Below are 19498 nucleotides of genomic sequence, written 5' to 3' on the forward strand. Positions count from 1 at the left end.
ATGAAGCCTTTGACCCTTTTTGCCTTACTGATCTTCCTCAGTGCGGGAACTTGGGTACTCACTTGGAGCCCGATGACGGTTCGTAAGGTGCAGGAGACTTATTATAAGGCGATTGGCCCTTTTCTTCAGAGCGGTTCCAAGATTGAGAAGTTCAGTCGCGACTTCGTGCGCGAGGTGGAGCACTCCGAGAATTTGCAGCGGAAGCTGGAAGCGATTCAGGCCGATTATGGCGAGCTAAAAATCATTGAGGGCCGTTTCCGTGAGCTTGAGCGTGAGAACGTGCAGCTCAATCAGGCGCTTGGATTCCAGAAACGGACGACTTTCGACGTGAAGGCAGCCAAGGTGATCAAACGGCAACCTTCAACTTGGTGGGATACTCTCACTATCAATCAGGGTGAGAAATCCGATGTCGGGACCCAGTTGACAGTGTTGGCCGAGGGCGGACTTGTGGGCAGGGTCGATCAGGCTTTTGAAGATATCTCTAACATCATTCTCGTGACGGATGAGAGCTGTCAGGTCTCGGTCTATGTGGAAGGATCGCCGGAAAAGGGGATTTTGAGCGGGGAGCCAGGCGAATATGGCACGACTCCCCTACTCCGCTTGCGTTATCTCAGTCGCAATGCCGCCATCCAAAAAGGGATGAAAGTTTTTACCACCGGACGAGGGGGAATCTTCCCGCCCGATATTCAGGTCGGAACCATTACCGAGGTGATCCCCGGGAGCTATGAAAGCGAGGCGATGGTGAAACCGAGTGTGGATTTACAGAATTTGTCGGTTGTCTTTGTCCTCGCTGGAGATGACACCGTCGAACAAGTGGAAGACCCCGAACCATGATTCGCTATCTCCTGACAGTGCTCGCATTGTTATTGGTCGCCTTCATCTTACGGCAGTTTGTGCCGGTCCTCCCGCAGTTCTATGATGCCAGGCTGTTTCTCGTGCCCTTGGTCTTCATTTGTGCTTCGGTGACCTTGGATGTTCTGGGGATGTTACTCCTGTCCTTTGTCTGTGGTTTGTTGTGGGATGCTCAACACACAATCTTGCCCGTCGTCGGTGATGTTGAGGTCTATCCGGAGGTTTCGGAGACACTGAAGTTTGGGTATTCGATTTTCCTTTTCGCCATTGCTGGTTTCATCATGCAGGGGGTGCAACCAGTTTTCCGCGAAGGGAAATGGCAGGTCTCGGTTCTGGTGACTGGAGTCGCCCTTTTCTTCTATCTTTTTGTCGAATGGATGCTTCTTTCCTTTGTGCGGGGTCATTTGGTTTTCACCACCGATACCTTGAAGTTTATTTTCTATAGCTCAGTCCTGACTATGCTGTTTTCTCCGCTAGTCTTTCTTATTCTCTTTAAGTTAGCGAAGTTGTATCAGTATCGAATCCGTTATGAAGGCCTCCGGAAAGGGCGGCAAATTTACTAAATCTTATGGAATCTCGCTTTCGCTTTCGCCTTTATCTCCTGACTGCCATGATTTTGCTGGGGGTCTTTTCCCTGCTGCATCGCTTGCACCAGTTTCAGATCAAGGACCAGCATTACTACATTCGTCAGAAGCCGGGGTTCAGCGTGGTGGCGATTCGAGAGCCGGGGGTGAGAGGTGAGATTCTCGACCGGAATGGGGTTCCTTTGGCCGAGAATTATCGCATCTACGAGCTGGTGGTCAATCTGGGAGAGGTGCGCGAGTCTTGGATTCGGCAGTGGAAAGTTGAGAAATCGGTTGGCGAAGAGACTGATGAGAAGCCACCCGAGATCGACAAGATTGTCGAGCGGCTGATTCTTCCCCGGCTCAAGGAACTGGGGGTTGAGCCCCGCTTGAACCGGACCGCAATCAGGACCCACTACGTCACTCATGGCGACCTGGTTCCCTATGTTTTTCCGGGAGAGCTCGACTTCGACCAGTTTTCCCGATTGGCAGAGCACAAGCTGGGATTGCAGGGCGTGTATGTGAACTCCCGTCCCCAGCGCCGTTATCCCATGGGAACGCTGGCGGGCCATGTTTTGGGTTACGTCCAGCAATGGAAGAAAGGAACATACACCCCGGCTGAGAAAGCGGAATTCGCCCATTACTTCGGCGATAGTAAGGGAGTCAGCGGGATTGAAAAGACCTACAACGACATTCTGACCGGCTTGCATGGAAAGCGCAGTCTCTATAAGGACGAAAAAAACAACATCATTGGGCGCACGGTGGATTCCCGTGCTCCAGGGCAAGGAGCGGAGCTCACTTTGACCCTTGATGCGGGTATTCAGTGCCTGACTGAGAATGTGTTGCGTAAGGCAGGACGGGCAGCCGCAGTGGTCATGGATGTGAATACCGGGGAGGTCTTGGCCATGGCTTCGGTTCCGAACTACGACCCGAATGACTATGTCCCATCCCTCACCCAAAAGTCGGCGGACTACTATTTTCAAAACAAAGGGCACCCATTCACCAATCGGGCGGTTTCCAGCTATCAGTCGGGTTCTACTACCAAGATTCCGGTGGCGCTCACGGCGTTGATGAATGGTCAGGCCGGCTTTGCTGACAATTGTCGGGGCTATGTGGCATTCGGGCGAACGAAGATTCGCTGTTGGCACACCGCCGGACACGGCACACTGCGAATGGATGAGGCTCTCCAACGATCCTGTAACCCCTATTTCATGGATTTGGCCAATCGCATGGGACGCGAAAAAATGGTGGAGGGATTCTCCGCGCTCAATCTCGGGCGCCGCACCGGAGTCGGCCTGCCGGAAGAAAAGCCCGGAATCTTGCCCGGAAGCCAGCACTGGCTCCAGTTGCAGGAACCGGGTTCGATTGTGACCCCTTCGCAGGTGGCTTTGATGGCAATTGGACAGTGGGACATGGAGGCTACACCTCTTCAAATCTGCGCAATCACGGCCTGTGTGGCGAATGGAGGCACTTATTATCAACCCCGCCTTTTGAAAAAAGCCACCCTGTTGGATGATACAATTGTGCCTGATGTCCCCAAGGTGGAGTTGGACCTCGTTAAGGATAAGGGAGTTTCCCGGAATGATATCAAGCGCGTGCAGCACGGAATGTGGCTGGCAGCCAATGCCCCGGGAGGAACTGCCGGTCGGGTCGCAATCAAGGATTACACCGTGGCAGCCAAAACCGGCACCGTGCAGAAAGGAACACCCCCCAATCACACCAACAATGCTTGGGTGACGGCCTTCGCTCCTTACGATGAGCCCCGTTATTCCGTCACAGTCTTTGTCGAAGGAGGCAAGAGTGGAGGCAAAGTTGCTGGCCCCCTCGCCCACATGATCTTACGCGGAATTGCGGCTACCGAGAAAGGCTTGCGACTTCCCACCAAGCGAATGGGAAAATTCGCTGGTCATTTCGATCCTATCGAAGAGATTGAACTTCCCGAAGATGCCCTGTTGTCCATTACCTTGGAAGATGTGGGTGAAACGGGGGATGAAGTGAGCGAGGCTCTTGATGAAAACAAACCCGTGAAAGTCAAACCCCGCATCATTCCCCTGCCCGGTGGCGGAAGCGGTCAATCCGAGGACGCGGACGAGTAAGTCGTCACGAATAAACAATTTTCAGAGATACACATGTTGAAACAAATCAAAAGAGCCTTGGGCTTTGGGGAAATCGATCCCCGCCAAGGCAATACCATAGTCATCAATGCCGAGACCCTCGAACGACGGGTCGCCCTGCTGGAGAACGGCCAGTTGGAAGAATACAATATCGAACGCGAAGGCGAGGTGAACCTCGTGGGCAGCATTTTCAAAGGTCGAGTCAAGAATATCGAGCAGGGACTCAAGGCCATGTTCGTGGACATCGGGATGGAGAAAAACGCTTTCCTTCACTTCTGGGATGCCATTCCCGCGGCTTTGGATAACTCCATGGAGGAGATCCAGCGCAGCGACCGTCCTCGGAAGAAGCAAAAGAAGATCACCTCGAAGGATATCCCGAGCATTTATCCGATTGGTTCGGAGATCATGATTCAGGTTTCCAAGGGGCCAATTGGCACCAAGGGGCCACGGGTCACCACAAACGTGTCGCTCGCCGGACGTTATCTGGTCTTAATGCCCTTTTCTGAGCAATTTGGTATTTCTCGCAAAATCGACGATCCAAAGGAGCGCGACCGCCTGCGGGGCATCATGCAAAAGCTCGATGTGCCGGAAGGCATGGGCATCATCATGCGAACGGTTGCGCAGGGACAGCGTGCCCGCCACTTCATGCGCGACCTTGATATGCTGCTCGATCAGTGGGATTCGGTGGAAGAAAATCGGGACGCCAAATCTGCGCCCGTTTGTGTCTTCCAAGAGCCGGGAATCATTGAGCGAACTGCTCGTGATTTCCTGACCGAGAGCATCGACAACATCATCTGCGACGATCTTGCGACCACCGAGCACATGCAGGCCATTGCGGAAAAGATTTCCCGTCGGGCCAAGCGTCGAATCCATCACTTCCCCACCCGCTCCCCAATTTTCGACAAATTGGGCGTGCAGAAGCAGATCGATGAGGCCTTTCACCGTCAGGTTTGGCTTCCTTGTGGGGGCTACATTGTCATCGACGAGACAGAAGCTCTCATCGCGGTGGACGTCAACTCCGGCCGGAACCGGGGAGGCAAAGATGTCGACAAGACTCTTCTCCAGACCAATATCGAAGCCGCAGAAGAAGTGGCCCGGCAGTTGCGCCTCCGCAACATCGGTGGTCTGGTGGTGGTCGACTTCATCGATATGCGTCACCGTCGGGATCAGATGGCGGTTTATCGCACGATGAAGGAGCGCATGACCCGGGACAAGGCCAAGACTCAGGTTTTGCAAATCTCCTCCGTGGGCCTCATGGAAATGACCCGGCAGCGTCTCAACGAAAGTCTGCAGGAGACACTCTCCGAGCCTTGTGAATATTGCGAAGGCCGGGGTCGGGTCAAGACGGCCTTTACCCTGAGCGTCGAGATTCAGCGGGCCCTGAACACCGTGATCGCCCGTCATCAGGAAGAAGCGGGCGACTTGATCGTGATTGTCCACCCGGTAGTCCTCGAGCGCTTCAAGAAAGAAGATTCCCATATCCTCGTCGACCTCGAACGGAAGCACACCGGCCGCCTCATCTTCCGCACCGATTCCACTCGTCACCGCGAGCGCTACGACATTGTCGATGCGGCGACTGAAAAGAGCTACGCCTCGGGTTAAGCGAACTTTTAGAATGAAAAAGAGGCGCGTATCGAGAAGATGCGCGCCTCTTTTTTTGTTGGGGGAAAGTGATTACCAGTCCCGGCCCACGCCATGGGCATCGGCCAGCTCAAGCAACTCGTCGCGCATGGGCCACTCGTCAGGGCGCTCGCAAGGTCCCTCGTGGCGTTGGCTCGCTCCTTTGAGGGCCATGCAACCGGTGTTGTCGCCAATTTTCCGGATGGTCTCAACTTCTTCTGGAGTGAAAACCACATCCTCAGGCAAGGCGGCCAAGTCGTCGATTTTGTCTTCGACAGGGCGTGCATTGTCGCCGGCTTCTTGAATAAAGGTGGGCACAACGCTGGCGACTGGCTTCTGGGAAAGATTCCAAATGGCCGCGAACTGCAGCATGGAAAGACCGTATTTTTCCGCAAGCGGACGCATCTTTTCCATTTTTTCACAGCCATTCTCCACCCATCCGGCGGGACGGTAGGCGCGGTGGTCACCGGGACGGAACTCGTGCCCGGGCTTCATGTCGTCATGGAAGACTCCGCCGTAATCGATTACGCGGGTGAGGATCTTGATGTCGTTCTTTTCCGCGCCTCCCAATACCTGTTGTCCCGGCCAGGGTTCCAAGGGATTGAGAATGATCATGGCCCAATCCAAGACTTCGCCAAATCGTTCGAAGCAGTGGAGAAGATCGAGCGTGAAGCCGTTCGCCGGTCCCGGAGCGACACCCAGGCGCTCGGCAAGCCCTTCTTCTTTCAGTCGGCGCATCCCTTCCCACACGGTATCGTTGGTATAGCCGGTCTCGTCGGGGTTGTGAAGCATCACGAGGTCGAAGTGGTTGGTTCCGCAACGCTCCAGTGACTTTTCGCAAGCCATCCGGAGATAGGACGTATACTCGCGCTCACTGTGGAGGTCGGGATGGGTGAAGCGTGGATAGCCAGAGCTCCCCTGCCGCTCCCCTTTGTAAAAGTCGTGCCCGATGGTTCCCACCAGACAATAGCTGTCGCGCGGGTAGTCGGCGAGGGCCTGACCCAGCATCTCGTCAGCCTTGCCGCCACCGTAGACATCAGCCGTGATGAAGGTGCGCATCCCTTTCTCGTAGGCATGGCGAATCATGTTCAGGTAGCGCTCTTCGCTAACCATTTCCCCGAAGTGCATGAAGCGTCCGCCGCTCCAGTTTCCGTAGCAAGTTTTGGTCAAGTCCATCGTCCCTTTGATTTAAACTAGCCACTCAAACAGTCAACCCCTTGCAAAGAGATGGTCAGAATTCCGCAGAATTTGGCACCCAAGAAAGAGAGAGATTTGGATGTAACCCTCGCAGGTTCGAGAGGTTATCAAGAAAGTAGAAACCTGTCCCATGATGAAAATGAAACTCAAGTCCCCCTGGCTCCTCTCGCTGGCCCTCGTGATCCTATTTTCGGTTTTCTTTGTTTGGAGTTCGACCCGGATGCAGTCCTTGGAATCCCAAGTTGCGACTCTCAAAACGGACTTGTCCCAGATGCGGGAGGGGCAAGGCGTGCTTCAGAATGAGGCCCCCGATTCCCAAGACCCCGCCCCCGACGAGAACTCGGTTGCCCTCGAATCACCCGCTGTTCCTGAGCCGGACGAAGTCCCTGAGGAAGACGTGAAGAAGCCTGAAACTCCCGAACGAGCCTTGGGCGAACTCTTCCGGGCCTTTGCGGAAAGCGACACTGCAAAGCAGCTCCAGAAGTGGGGCAACCAATCTCGCGCCGCGCGGGTCTATGAAGCTCTCATCGGTGAATTCAATCTGGAGGGTGACGAGAAGGAATATTTCCTCCAGCTCACCTCATCCTCGGTGGGCGCGCAAGAGAAGCTCTGGAGTGATCTGCTGGCCACCCAAGATTCGGCGGAGAGACAAGAGATCATCGCGCAATACGAGGCGGATTCCGAGAAGCTGAAGCTCGATATGCAGGATTTTCTGAATAACGAGGAAGACTTTCAGCGCTTCTCAGACTTTGAGGAACGTCGGCCTATATACGAGCAGATGGGTGGGATTCGCTCTAGCATGCAGAGGTCGAACCTGCCGCTTTCGTCAGTTCAGGAGACCCAACTCGTTGAGGCCATGCAACAAGCGCGCACCAGTAGTGGAATCGCCGATCGCTGGGAAGGCAATGCTGTGGTCAATCAAATCGACAACCCGGGAATGGCGGAACGCTTTCGAGCCGATTGGGACAATATGCAACAGGAACTCCTCGCGCCAGCCTCAGGGATTTTGGAGCCCGCACAGCTCGAAGTGTTTCAACGTCAACAGGCCCAGACTCGACAAGGCGTGATGACTGCTCTTCTTTTTACCGAATCCACAATGAAGGCTACCGAGTAAGGATTGCCTCGTGGTCAGCGTCATGCTGACAGCGCAAATTGGAGCGTTCGTCCCTTGCCTTGAGCTAAAAACGGGTGAGATTCTGCTCCGTATGATGAGTAAAATCAGCAATCTCTCTAACGAGCAACTCGCCTATCACTCTGCACGCCTCGCGATGGGGGTGAGCCTACTTTTTCACGGAGGAGTTCGCTTGCCCAAGCTCCAGACCTTCGCCAGTGGAGTCGCCAAAGGTTACGAAGGAACGTTCATTGGAGGATTCCCTTCCCTCACCGCAGGCTATTTCATCGTATTCGCCGAGGTCGCGGTGGGACTTGGTCTTTTGATCGGCGGACAATTCACCCGCTGGGCCCTCGTTCTCGGAATCGCTCTGATGGGTGTGCTCATGTTTGGCACAACTCTAGTTGAAGCTTGGGAAAGACTCCCCAGCCAGATTGTCCATCTGATCATCTTTTACCTGATCCTGATGAATCGCCACACCTCAGGTCCAAAGGTCGAGCCTGCGCTGAAATAAAACCAGGGCTTCCGCGCACAGGCTTGGAGAGCCTTGGTGTTCATGGGTCTTTTGCGAATTGTTCGCGATGCATCACTTCCTGCTGGGAATGACTGATTGTTCCGGATGCTCTGGTGAGAGCAGAAATGGAAAAGACACCCAACTCCCAGTTCCAAGCCACAGCCCTTCATCAAGCGGCTGAGAATGGCGAGGGCGATGCCTGTCGCCAACTGATTGCCGACAAGCATCCTTTAAACCCTCTCAATGAGCAGGGATGGACTCCCCTTTTGCTGGCTGTCATGGCCGACAATATCGAAACTGTGGCCCTCCTGTTGGATTCGGGCTGTGCCATCGAATATCGCTATCAGCGGGAAGATACTCCAGATGAGCGGGCCAGAATCAAGGAAAGTACTGAGGCCCTATTCGATAGTCCGGAGATGCAGTCCTCCCAGAAGGAACTTCTTTCCCAGCTTCCCCCTGAACTCGTGGATGACCCCCTGTTCAAAGAAGCTTTTTCGGGCCACCCCGAAGGCTTCGACGAAATCCATTTCGAGGTGCAGACGGAACACGCCATCGAACATGCCAGCTCCCTTGCGATGCTAAAGCTATTGATCGAACGCTATCAAGCTGACGTCAATCATGTGGGCCCGGATGGCTATTGGCCTCTCAGCACCTTTGCCGAATCGGATGATTTGGTTGCGGTCGAATGGTTGTTGAGCAATGGAGCCGACCCCAACCTCACTTCCACGGGTGAAACCGCTATCTTCAAAGCCGTTCGAAACGATAATCTGGAGATGGTTCAACTCTTGCATCGAAGCGGAGCCCGACTGGATGTTCAGGACGTTGATGGCTGGACGGTTCTCTGTGCTTGCCAGTCGCTTCCAGCGGCAAAATGGCTCATCGAGAACGGGGCAGATCCCAGGGTGAAGGACCAAGTCGACTTTCCCTGTTGGCATTGGGTTGAGGATCCCCCCGCCTCGCAATTTTTGAAGGAACAAGCCCTTCGCAAAGGCCCGAGGAAGTGGAACAAGCGATAGTTCGCCTGCCCCTGTTGGTCGATAAATTCCCCGATTAACCTTTTTTCTCTGCTGCCGCTTTCTTTTTGGCTGCCTTGGCGTCTTCCGAGCGCTTTTTCATCGCCGTGGTCACCTTCTGACGGAACTCAGACATCGTTTGAGGAGTTCCCGTTGTGAAGCTCGCAGCGAACTCAGCCAAGAGCTCTGAAGGGATGAGGGATTTTTTCTCCAGCATTTCCTGACAAGCGGTTTGAGCCAAATCTTTTTCCCCAAGGTCCCAGTGCAAATGAGCGATCAAGGGAGCATCCATGAAGTGGTAGGACGAAGCTGATTCCAAACGGGAGAGGACTCCCCTCAAAAGGCTTTCAGGAACCTCTTCTTCTTCCGCTTCGAGAGAAAGTCCGACACTGCGAACACTATTGAGACCCTTTCGATCGTCATCCAGAGAACGCAGAATCTTCTCGGTTTCCGCCCAATCTTTTTGGGCAGTAGTGATCTCAATTTTCATCGCGGCCAGCGTTCCTGCCTCAGTCGACAATTGTGATGCTTTCTCATAGGCGGCTTCCATTGCGGGCACGTCTTTCGCGATTCTGGCAAACTGGAAGTCCATCATGGCCGCATTTTTTTCGACCTTGTCCTTGGCCTGAATCCGGATTTCGTTGATTTCCGCATCAGCCTCTTCTCCTCCCGCAAGGAGAATGGTAACGAGCTCTTCCGTTAGTTGGCTGGGATGAGCGCTGAAGAGATATTCTCCGTTCTTCACCACGAAGGCGTGCGGGATGCTGGTGACCTCGGCGGGCTTGAGCCAGTCTTTCGCGAACTGACCGCTTCTGCCCACATAGGCGACCGGATAGGACATGCCGTCTCCTTTTTTCTCCACGAACTTGACCGCCTTTTCCCGACCTTCCTCAAAGACATTCATTCCCACCACGGTTAATCCCTTCTCGTGATACTTGTCATGGAGCTCGTCGACATGAGGGATGGCGGCGATGCAAGGACCGCACCAAGTCGCCCAACATTCCAAAATATAGACCTCATCCTTTTCCCAGGACTTCGGAGCTTCTCCTTGGACGAAATCGGACTGGGAAAGAGCGTCGATGGTTACCGAATCCCCCGGAGCGAGGGCCCATCCTGAAGTCGTCAGTGCGCATGAAAGCAGGCCTAGTCGGAAGAAGTTTCGTGTCATTTCTGAGAAAACTTGGAGGTTTATCTCGAATCTGACCATGCAAAAGTGTGCCGCATCCCATTTTGGTGAATGACTAAAACCTTCGACCCACACACCTTCAGCGACTTAGGAGTTCGTTGGGAAAACGTGTTTCCAGATTCTTTCTAGGAAAGACGAGAACGTCTCGAGCCGAGCAGCCGAGGGCTGAAAGCGCTCCCTGTCTGGCGGCACTCGAGACGGTTTGAAGGTGGAGAAGGCTAGCGGATTTCCATGCCGGTCTTGGCGTGAATCCACTTCTCGAGCTGGCCTTCGGCAAAGAGCGCTTTCGCTTGGAGGGTCTTTTCGCCGAGGATGGTCATCTCTTTGTAGGTGGCGATTCCGACTTGGAATTCTTCACCGTCGAAGGTCTCGTCCTCGCCAGCTTCCCAATTGGTGACTTTACTCGCGTCGAGTTCCTTAATTTTTCCGCCCTCCAGACTGGCCTTCATCGCTGCGACAATCTGGTCGGCACTCAGCGAGGTGGGTGCTTCGGGTTCTGGGGCAGGTTCGGGCTCGGGAGCGGGTTCAGGCTCAACCATGGGCGCAGGCTTCGGGGCAGGATTGTTCGCCGCGACTTCAACCACAGGCTTGGGCGTTGGCGGAGTCGGTGCGGCCGGAGCTTTGTCGGCTTCCAGCTTGGCCATTCGCTGGTCCATGCGCTTATGAGCGACACCCTCCACGAAATCAGTTTCCAATACCGATATCTCACCCGTGAGGTGAGTCGCGAGTGAGGACGTTACTTTCAAAACCATATCTTCCAGCTCCAGAGGCGTGACCGGGCTGCCGGCATCCAACTTGAGCGGGCTCAGGCCGTTTTTGTCGGTTAGAATCAGCTCGGAAGCCAAAGTCACTTTTTCGGGGAAATCCTTGGGGTCAACGTCTTCCAAGTCAACGACTTCAGTGATCGTTCCCATGGGTGACTTCACCTTGATTTCCTGCACTGTTTCGGAATCCGTTGCCTTGGCTGTGGTCTCACCCAAGAGGCTGGGAGCCAGTGGTCCGTACATGATCTTACCCAAGAAAAACGCGCCGATTACCATTACCCCATACAGAACAAACTTCATAGAAACACAATTAGTTGCTCCCCATACAACGCCACAGAATGACCTTTCTTCGCAATACTTCCCGAAAAATTCCTCGTCAGCGGTTTTTCGTCCCGAAATTCCGTCAATTTCAGAGTTCTTTCTTCTTAGTTGGGCCACCTTCGCCAATCCTTTCTCCATGACTGAAGCACCCGAACCCAACCGCCTCTTCCTCCTGGATGGCATGGCCCTCGTCTATCGAGCGCATTTCGCCCTCATTCGCAGTCCCATCATGAACTCCAAGGGGGTGAATACTTCCGCTCTCTTCGGGTTCACCAACACCTTGCTTTCCATCATCCAGACGGAAAAACCAACCCATCTCGCCGTCGCTTGGGACACCTCGGCGCCGACGCCCCGCCATGAAAAGTATCCGGCCTACAAGGCCAACCGCGATGAAATGCCGGAGGAACTGCGCGCGGCCATCCCGGCCTGCAAGGAACTCTGCAAAGCCTTCGCGATCCCGCTGCTGGAAATCGATGGCTACGAGGCCGACGACTTGATCGGCACCTTGGCCAAGACCGCTGACGAGCGGGGCGAGTTCCACACCTTCATGGTGACGCCGGACAAGGACTTTGCGCAGCTCATCTCCCCCACCACCACGATGTGGAAACCAGGGCGAAAGGGCTCCGACTACGAGGCCATCACCACCAAGGAGCTTCCCGAAATCTGGGGGGTCCAGGAGCCACATCAAATCATCGACCTGCTCGGATTGATGGGTGACGCCTCCGATAATATTCCCGGGGTGCCCGGCATTGGACCCAAGACGGCGGTCAAGCTAATTGCAGAGTATGGTTCCATCGAGAATCTCCTAGAAAACACCGACAAGCTCAAAGGAAAGCAGAAGGAAAACGTGGAGAACAATCGCGAAAACGCCCTGCTCTCCAAAGACCTCGCCACCATCATTCGCGATGCTCCGCTGGATGTCAGTTTCGAGGACCTCACGCTCAGTCCTTACGACGAGGAGGCCATTCAGAGGCTCTTTGCCGAGCACGAGTTCCGCACCCTCTCCAAGCGTCTCTTCGGCAACAAGGCTCCCGCAGTCACTAGTGCGGACGAAAGCGCCTCTCTGCCCGAGCCCCCTGCCGCCCTTCGCACCATCGCGGACACCAAACCGAAGTATCAATTGGTCAATTCTCCCGCACTGGAGAAGCAACTCTTCGAGGCTCTCGAGTCAGCGGAGAGTTATTGCTTCGACTTGGAAACCACGTCCTTGGATCGCTTCGAAAGCAAGATCCTCGGCATTGCCTTTTCACTGAAAGCCGGTGAGGGATTTTACCTGCCCTACAATCGGGTTCACCATCCCCGACTGCAGGAGTTGTTCGCGAAGCCGAGCGAAAAGATTGGCCACAACCTCAAGTTCGACCTGCACATCCTCAATAGCCACGGGATTCAAGTCAGCGGACCCTTTTTCGACACCATGCTTGTGCACGCCCTGCTCTATCCCGAGCAGCGCCACACCATGGACCGCCTCGCGGAAAATCTGCTAAACTATCAAACCATTAAGCTGGCGGATATCGTCCCGGACGAAGTCGAGCCGGAGGCCGAGGAAGAAGGCGCAGACGGCGACCTCTTTGCTTTCGCTGCCAAGAAAAAGAAAAAGGCACCCGCTTCATCTAAAAAAGGTGACCTTAACATGAAGTCCATTCCGCTGGAATCCCTCGCAGAATATGCAGCCGAAGATGCGGACATCACCTGGCAGTTGGCGGAGCACTTGCGCCCTCTTTTGGCCAAGAACGAACTCACCGAGGTCTACGAAACCATCGAGGCTCCCCTGCTCCCTGTCTTGGTCAAGATGGAGGCAGAAGGCATCAAGCTTGATCCGGAATTGTTGGCTGAAGTCGGAGTCGATCTTGGCAACCGAATCGACAATCTTTCGCAAAGCATCACCGCAGCGGCTGGGGAAGAATTCAACCTCAATTCCCCCAAGCAACTCGGGGAGATCCTTTTCGAAAAACTCAAGCTAGTCGACAAACCTAAAAAGACCAAGACCGGCCAGTTCAAGACCGATGAACAGACGCTTTCGCTGCTGGCCATCGAACACCCCATCGCGGCGGACATCCTGCTCTATCGGCAAGCGACCAAGCTGAAGTCCACCTACGTGGATTCTCTGCCCAATGACATCGCCCCTCACGACCAGCGGATTCACACCCACCTGCATCAGCACATCGCCGCGACCGGACGACTGGCCTCCAGCGACCCGAACTTGCAGAATATTCCCATCCGGAGCGAACTCGGGCGGGAGATTCGCAAGGCCTTCGTTCCGCGCCAAGTGTGTGGGGTGGACGTCTCGTCCACCCATCCCGGCGAAGGGAGTTCGAAAAACAATTCCCGCACCACTCCGGAGTTCACCCTCCTGGCGGCGGATTACTCACAAATTGAGCTCCGCATCATGGCGGCCCTGTCCGGCGACCCCTCGATGATTGCGGCCTTTCAAAACGACCAAGACATCCACACCGAGACTGCGGCCAAGGTCTACGGGATTTCTAGTAGCGAGGTCACCAGCGACCATCGACGCACGGCCAAGATGGTGAACTTCGGCATCATCTATGGTATCTCAGCCTTTGGTTTGGCGCAGCGCCTTTCCATTCCTCGGGCGGAAGCAACCGAAATCATCAAGGCCTACTGGGAACAGTATCCCAAGATTCGCGACTTCATGAATGCGACCATCGAGTCCGCCAAGGAGAAGGGCTATACCGAAACCCTCAGCGGTCGCCGGCGCTACTTTCCCGACATCAAGTCGGGCAATGGCACCGTGCGGGCCAATGCCGAGCGCGCGGCAATCAACACCCCGATCCAAGGCACTGCCGCCGATATGATCAAGCTGGCCATGATCCAAACCGCAGACTTGTTAGAAAAGGAGCAAACGCAGTCCAAGATGCTTCTGCAAGTTCACGATGAACTGCTCTTCGACCTTCACGAAAGCGAAGCCCAGACTCTACCCGACCAAATCGTGGCCACCATGGAAGGAGCTCTCACTCTGCCGAATGAAGTCCCGATTAAGGTCGAGGTCGGCACCGGACAGACTTGGTTGGAAGCGCATTAGGGATTGGTTCAAGGACAGGAATGTCCTTGCTCCGTTAGACCTCGGCGGTGTCGACATCGGCGCGGAGGTTGTCGATGATGAAGCCTTGTCGATCGGGAGTGTTCTTCCCCATGTAAAAGGTCAGCATCTCCTTGAGGCTCTTCCCCTCCTCCATTAGCACGGGATCGAGTCGCATTTCGGGGCCGATCATGAAGCCGAACTCGTCCGGTGAGATTTCACCCAGACCCTTGAATCGCGTCACCTCGGCAGTCTTGCCCACCTCTTCGAGAGCTTTCACCCGCTCGTCGTCATCGTAGCAATAGAAGGTCTTCTTTTTATTGCGAACCCGGAACAGTGGCGTCTCAAGAATCGAAAGGTGGCCTTCGCGGATGAGCTCGGGGAAGAACTGCAAGATAAAGGTCAGCAACAGAAGACGAATGTGCATGCCATCGACATCGGCATCGGTTGCGATGACGACATTGTTGTAGCGCAGTCCGTCGAGCCCGTCCTCGATGTTCAGGGCGGCTTGCAAGAGAGCGAATTCCTCGTTTTCGTAAACGATTTTCCGGCTTAGACCGAAGGTGTTGAGCGGCTTTCCGCGTAGGGAGAATACCGCTTGGGTTTCGACATCGCGGCACTTGGTGATGGAGCCGCTGGCGCTATCACCCTCGGTGATGAAGATGGTGGTTTCCAAGCGACGCTTGTGTTTGGTGTCGAGGTGCGCCTTGCAGTCGCGCAATTTTTTGTTGTGAAGCTTGGCCTGGCGTGCCCGGTCGCGGGCCAATTTTTTCACGCCCTTCAATTCCTTGCGCTCCCGCTCGGCTTGTAGAATTCGCTTCTGGAGCTCATCGGCTACCGCACTGTTTTTGTGCAAGTAGTTGTCGAGTTGCTCTTTCATGAAGTTGCTGATGAAAGTCCGCACCGTCTCGCCCTCCGGCGCCATGTGCGTGCTTCCCAACTTGGTCTTGGTCTGGCTTTCGAAGACCGGCTCCTCGACCCTCACGCTAATTGCGGCTTCCACTCCCGAACGGATGTCTGCGGGGTCCCACTGCTTTTTGTAGAACTCGCGTAAAGTCTTTACCAATGCCTCACGAAAGGCGGCGAGGTGGGTTCCTCCCTGCGTGGTGTGCTGGCCGTTGACGAAGGAATAGTATTCCTCGCTGCTCCCCATGGTGTGGGTGAAGACCACATCGATATCCGGCCCCTTCAAGACGATGGGCTCGTAAAGAGGCTCTTCATCCATCTCTTCCTTCAGAAGGTCGAGGAGGCCATGCTTGGACTTATACTTCTTGCCATTATAGACGAGGCAAAGGCCCGGATTGAGGAAAGAGTAGTAGCGGCACATCCGCTCCACGAAGGAATCGCGCCATTTGACCCTTTTGGGGAAAATAGTGCTGTCGACATCAAAGGCCAGACGGGTCCCGTTGGCTGCCTCCTTGTCGGCTCGAGGGGTCTTCATTTCGTCAACGACCTCGCCTTTGGAGAACTCGATGGCCTTGGTCTTGCCCTCGCGCCAAGCTTGGATCTCGAAGAACGAGCTGAGGGCGTTCACCGCCTTGATGCCAACCCCGTTCAGACCCACTGACTTTTTGAAGGCCTCTGAATCGTATTTGGCCCCGGTGTTGATTTGGGCGGCACAATCGTAGAGTTTTCCGAGCGGGATTCCGCGTCCATAGTCCCTCACCTCGACCCGACCGGCTTCATCGATATCGATATGGATCTCTTTGCCATGGCCCATCACGTATTCGTCCACCGCGTTGTCGATGACTTCCTTCAGGAGAATATAAATTCCGTCGTCTTGAGACGAGCCGTCGCCGAGCTTGCCAATGTACATGCCCGGGCGCAGGCGGATGTGCTCGCGCCAGTCGAGGCTCTTGATGTCGTCTTCGGTGTAGCCAGCCATTTTGTTAAGTTGTCTTAACCAGCGGCCCGAGTCCGCGTCAACGCTTGGTCGAGCCATATTTCGACACCCTCACCCTCAGTGTGACAAATTTGTAACGCGATTTCACCCTCCACTCTTCCCCTTGCTGAGCCTATAGAAGCCGCGTGGCAGAAAATTCCGGTAAAATCCTGGTAGTTGAAGACGAGTGCGATGTGGCAGACCTGATCGCTTTTAATCTAGAGCGTTCTGGCTATGAAGTGTTGATCGCCAACGATGGGCTGGTCGGTCAGGACCTGGCCCTGCGGGAACGACCCGACTTGATCATTCTGGACCTGATGTTGCCGGGGAAGGATGGCTATTCCGTCTTCAAAGAGCTGCGCCGCGATAACCGCACCGCCCACACTCCGGTCCTGATGCTTACTGCGCGAGCGCAGACGGAAGACCGCATCAAGGGCTTTGAGGCGGGCGCCGATGACTATTTGACCAAACCTTTTTCCCCAAAGGAACTCGTTCTGCGCGTCAATGCCATTATGCGCCGAACAGAGGCCTCTCCTGGCGCGGTGGAAGTCACGGTCGGCCCTTTCCGGCTCGATAAAAACAGCATGAGTTTCTATCTGGTAGGCGAAAAAGTCGACCTCACTTCGACCGAGTTCAAGCTCCTCCTCTTTCTCGTGGAGCGCCCCGACAGTCCTCAGGATCGCAATGACTTGCTGCGCAATGTGTGGGGTTATTCCGACGAAGTCCATAGCCGCACCCTCGACACACACATGAAGCGCCTTCGCAGCAAATTGGGAGATTACGCCAATCTTGTGGAAACCGTGCGCGGTATCGGCTACCGTCTCAACGTCTCCTAGATGTCCTACCTTCCCACTATTCTTGCGGCTCTCATTGCGGGAGCGTTCGCCTATCTCTGGTTCCAAGAGCGCAAGAAGGCCCGGAAGGCTGAGGCTCGGATCGGGAAGTCGTTGCGCCAGCAGAAGAAGCGTCTGCGCAAGGAGCAAGACCGCTTGCTCAATGCCCTCAGCGATGCCTTTTTTTTGATCGGTCCGGATGGGGTCATTCTTTTTGCCAACGAGACCACCACTGAACTCGTTGCCGGCAGGAGAGTCGCGGGGCGGAATTACCGGGAGGTCTTTCTCGACGAAAGGCTCAACCGGCCTATCGAAGATTCTTTGACCAGTGGTCGCGGGGTGGTGCATCAGGTGGTGCTTCCGCAGCAGGCTTCCCCCCGTGGGATCGTGGAAAAGAGAGGAGAAACCGCCTGGGTGGTCGACGTCGCACCACTCAATCGAAATGCCAAAAAGACCATCACCCGGGTAGTCATTCGCGACATCACGACGGAGCATTTGGTCGAACAGGTGCGGAAGGACTTTGTCGCCAATGCATCCCACGAGCTTCGGACCCCCCTTTCCATCATCAACGGCTATCTGGAGAATCTGGTCGAGGGCGACATCGACAATCAAGCGATGCTGAAGCGGGCGCTGACCGTGATGCAAAAGCACGGCGAACGCATCGCTCGAATCGTGGAGGACATGCTTGTGATCTCCCGCTTGGAATCAGGAGAAGCGGCCGCGCTCAATGTCTCGCCCTTCCTCTTCACCGAATGTGTGGAAGAGGTCCTCGACCGACTTGAGCCGCTCATTCAACAGCAGAAGACGAAAATACGTTTCAAAATCGAGGACGAGAGTCTGGCGCTAATCGGCGACCGCTTTTATTGGACCCAAGTCTTTTTCAATCTGGTTGAGAACGCCCTCAAACAGAATCCTCGCAGACCTCTGACCCTGGAAATTGGAGCTCGATTCAATGGAGAAGACGAGGTGACGCTCTGGGTTGCCGACAACGGGGTTGGGATTCCCGGGGTCGACCTGCCTTTCATCTTCCGTCGATTCTATCGGGTGGAAAAGCATCATAGCCAAGACTCTATCAAAGGAACGGGACTGGGGCTCTCTATCGTCAAGCGGGCGGTGGAAGCTCATGGCGGCACCATCGATGTGACCTCCGTGCCTGGGCAGCGCACCGCCTTTTCCATTCACCTTCCCAAAGAGGCTTTGGCGACGGAAGAGCAGCTCTTACTTGCTGCTGCGGGCGACGGCGACGGGCAGGCCCTTGTAGCCGACCGCGAAAACGAGGAGGGAGAACACGCATAGCCCGACCAGAACTGCCCAGAAGCCCATCCATCCCGGACCGTCACCTTCCACGCACCAACGGTAGAGCCAGCCGGAGAAGAACACTCCTACGATGGTTGCCACCCCGCCAGTCGAGACTGTCATCAAGGCCTGAGCCTGACTCCTGACCTCACGCGGCACCCGCCGGTCGACGAACAAGCGGCCGGACTCAAAGAACAAGGTCCAGCAGAAGCCGTGCATGAAGATGCCGATGGCCACCCATACCACTTGACCCCAACCGGGCAGTGCGCCTTCGCTGAGCACTCCACCAAAGTAAAAGGCATAGCGAAGCAGCCCCGCGCCCAATGCCAGAAGAAAGATCCACTTCACCCGCAGACGTCGAAAGACCCATCCCATCAAGAGCATGGAAATGATCTCGGAAGTTTGGCCCAGGGACAGCATCATGGCGACATTCTCCACCTCCAGATACTTCAAGAACTTGGGGGTGTAGACATAGTAGGCGGCCAGCGGAATGGAGAAGAGAAAGGCGGTTAGGAAATAGACCGCAGTGTCCCGATCCTTTAAAATACTAAAGGCTTTCAGTCCCAAACTTTCCGCAAGGGTCTTTCCTTGGATTCCTGACGGAGGAGTAGCTGGCAAGGTTAGGCTGAACCCCGCCGCAATGACGCCGATGCAGGAGGCGACGATCCCAGTCATGGGGGATTCGTCGAGAGCAAACCAGCTGATCCCCCACCCCGCCATCATCCAGCCAATCGTGCCCCACACCCGGACTCCTCCAAATTGGCGTTCAGGTTCGGTCAAATGCGTCAAGGTGATCGACATCAGGAGAGACCAGGCGGGCGCACCCAGCAGGGCCTTGGCCACGAGGAAAAAGAGAAACCAAGCTTGCGAATTCCCCTGCCCCAGAAACCAGAAGGCTGAGGCGGTGCAGATTGCATTGGCGGTCATCACCGCGGCCAGCACCTTCTCGGCATTGACGCGCTGGTCGGCGACGGCAGCCAGTAGGAGTGGCGAGACTACGGCCCCCAGAGAAGGGATGACAAAGACCCAGTCCGTTAGATTCGACCAGCCTCTCGCTTCCAGCACGATGGAGAGCACCGGAGTCCAACAGCCTGGCATCGCTGCGAGGAGAAAGAAAACCAGCGAAAGACGCAGTTGAGTTGACCGTTCCGACACTGGCGGAAAGCTAGGGAGCCAGCCTCGTCTGTCGATACTG

Annotated in this window: 15 protein-coding genes; 10 read left to right on the plus strand and 5 right to left on the minus strand. The window is 55.2% G+C overall.

Annotated features, from left to right (window positions below; all coding sequences use genetic code 11):
- From mreC to IE099_RS05920, 4 genes are read left to right on the plus strand one after another with little or no spacing between them, the layout of a single operon-like run.
- A complete protein-coding gene (gene mreC / locus IE099_RS05905; RefSeq protein WP_189568252.1) occupies positions 1-834 on the plus strand; it encodes a rod shape-determining protein MreC in 834 nt (277 codons plus the stop codon).
- Positions 831-1415: a hypothetical protein gene (locus IE099_RS05910; protein ID WP_189568254.1), complete on the plus strand. Its 585-nt coding sequence runs from the start codon at positions 831-833 to the stop codon at positions 1413-1415. Before mreC ends, IE099_RS05910 begins: the two co-directional genes overlap by 4 nt.
- Positions 1416-1420: 5 nt before the next feature.
- Positions 1421-3511, plus strand: coding sequence for a peptidoglycan D,D-transpeptidase FtsI family protein (locus IE099_RS05915; RefSeq protein WP_189568257.1), 2091 nt, complete (start codon positions 1421-1423; stop codon positions 3509-3511).
- 33 nt (positions 3512-3544) lie between these two features.
- Complete coding sequence (locus IE099_RS05920) at positions 3545-5131, plus strand: Rne/Rng family ribonuclease (protein ID WP_189568259.1); 1587 nt, start codon at positions 3545-3547, stop codon at positions 5129-5131.
- Between the two features lie 72 nt (positions 5132-5203).
- On the opposite strand, the gene IE099_RS05925 is transcribed toward IE099_RS05920, so the two are convergent.
- Complete coding sequence (locus tag IE099_RS05925) at positions 5204-6325, minus strand: aldo/keto reductase (protein WP_189568261.1); 1122 nt, start codon at positions 6323-6325, stop codon at positions 5204-5206.
- Between the two features lie 151 nt (positions 6326-6476).
- Between IE099_RS05925 and IE099_RS05930 the strand changes: the two genes are divergently transcribed.
- The 3 genes from IE099_RS05930 to IE099_RS05940 all read left to right on the plus strand — a co-directional run bounded on the left by IE099_RS05930 (position 6477) and on the right by IE099_RS05940 (position 8987).
- On the plus strand, positions 6477-7460 hold the full coding sequence (locus IE099_RS05930) for a hypothetical protein (protein ID WP_189568263.1): 984 nt from the start codon (positions 6477-6479) through the stop codon (positions 7458-7460).
- Positions 7461-7551: 91 nt separating this feature from the next.
- A complete protein-coding gene (locus IE099_RS05935) occupies positions 7552-7971 on the plus strand; it encodes a DoxX family protein (protein WP_189568265.1) in 420 nt (139 codons plus the stop codon).
- 125 nt (positions 7972-8096) lie between these two features.
- A complete protein-coding gene (locus IE099_RS05940) occupies positions 8097-8987 on the plus strand; it encodes an ankyrin repeat domain-containing protein (RefSeq protein ID WP_189568267.1) in 891 nt (296 codons plus the stop codon).
- A 34-nt stretch (positions 8988-9021) separates the two neighbouring features.
- On the opposite strand, the gene IE099_RS05945 is transcribed toward IE099_RS05940, so the two are convergent.
- Both IE099_RS05945 and IE099_RS05950 read right to left on the minus strand, forming a co-directional pair.
- Positions 9022-10152, minus strand: a complete 1131-nt coding sequence (locus IE099_RS05945) for a TlpA family protein disulfide reductase (protein ID WP_189568269.1) — start codon at positions 10150-10152, stop codon at positions 9022-9024.
- Positions 10153-10388: 236 nt separating this feature from the next.
- On the minus strand, positions 10389-11234 hold the full coding sequence (locus IE099_RS05950) for a hypothetical protein (protein ID WP_189568271.1): 846 nt from the start codon (positions 11232-11234) through the stop codon (positions 10389-10391).
- A 157-nt stretch (positions 11235-11391) separates the two neighbouring features.
- Between IE099_RS05950 and IE099_RS05955 the strand changes: the two genes are divergently transcribed.
- Entirely contained in the window at positions 11392-14295 is a 2904-nt protein-coding gene (locus tag IE099_RS05955) for a DNA polymerase I (RefSeq protein ID WP_189568274.1), read from the plus strand.
- Positions 14296-14329: 34 nt separating this feature from the next.
- On the opposite strand, the gene IE099_RS05960 is transcribed toward IE099_RS05955, so the two are convergent.
- Complete coding sequence (locus tag IE099_RS05960; RefSeq protein WP_189568276.1) at positions 14330-16177, minus strand: DNA topoisomerase IV subunit B; 1848 nt, start codon at positions 16175-16177, stop codon at positions 14330-14332.
- A 143-nt stretch (positions 16178-16320) separates the two neighbouring features.
- Here IE099_RS05960 and IE099_RS05965 point away from each other — a divergent pair, with 143 nt between their 5' ends.
- Positions 16321-17010, plus strand: coding sequence for a response regulator transcription factor (locus tag IE099_RS05965; protein WP_189568278.1), 690 nt, complete (start codon positions 16321-16323; stop codon positions 17008-17010).
- A complete protein-coding gene (locus IE099_RS05970) occupies positions 17011-18303 on the plus strand; it encodes a sensor histidine kinase (protein WP_189568280.1) in 1293 nt (430 codons plus the stop codon).
- Here IE099_RS05970 and IE099_RS05975 read toward each other — a convergent pair.
- Complete coding sequence (locus tag IE099_RS05975) at positions 18226-19458, minus strand: MFS transporter (RefSeq protein WP_189568282.1); 1233 nt, start codon at positions 19456-19458, stop codon at positions 18226-18228. The two genes, IE099_RS05970 and IE099_RS05975, sit on opposite strands and share 78 nt — an antisense overlap.
- Positions 19459-19498: the final 40 nt, after the last annotated feature.

Source organism: Roseibacillus persicicus (assembly GCF_014651675.1).
Classification (GTDB): Bacteria; Verrucomicrobiota; Verrucomicrobiia; order Verrucomicrobiales; family Akkermansiaceae; genus Roseibacillus; species Roseibacillus persicicus.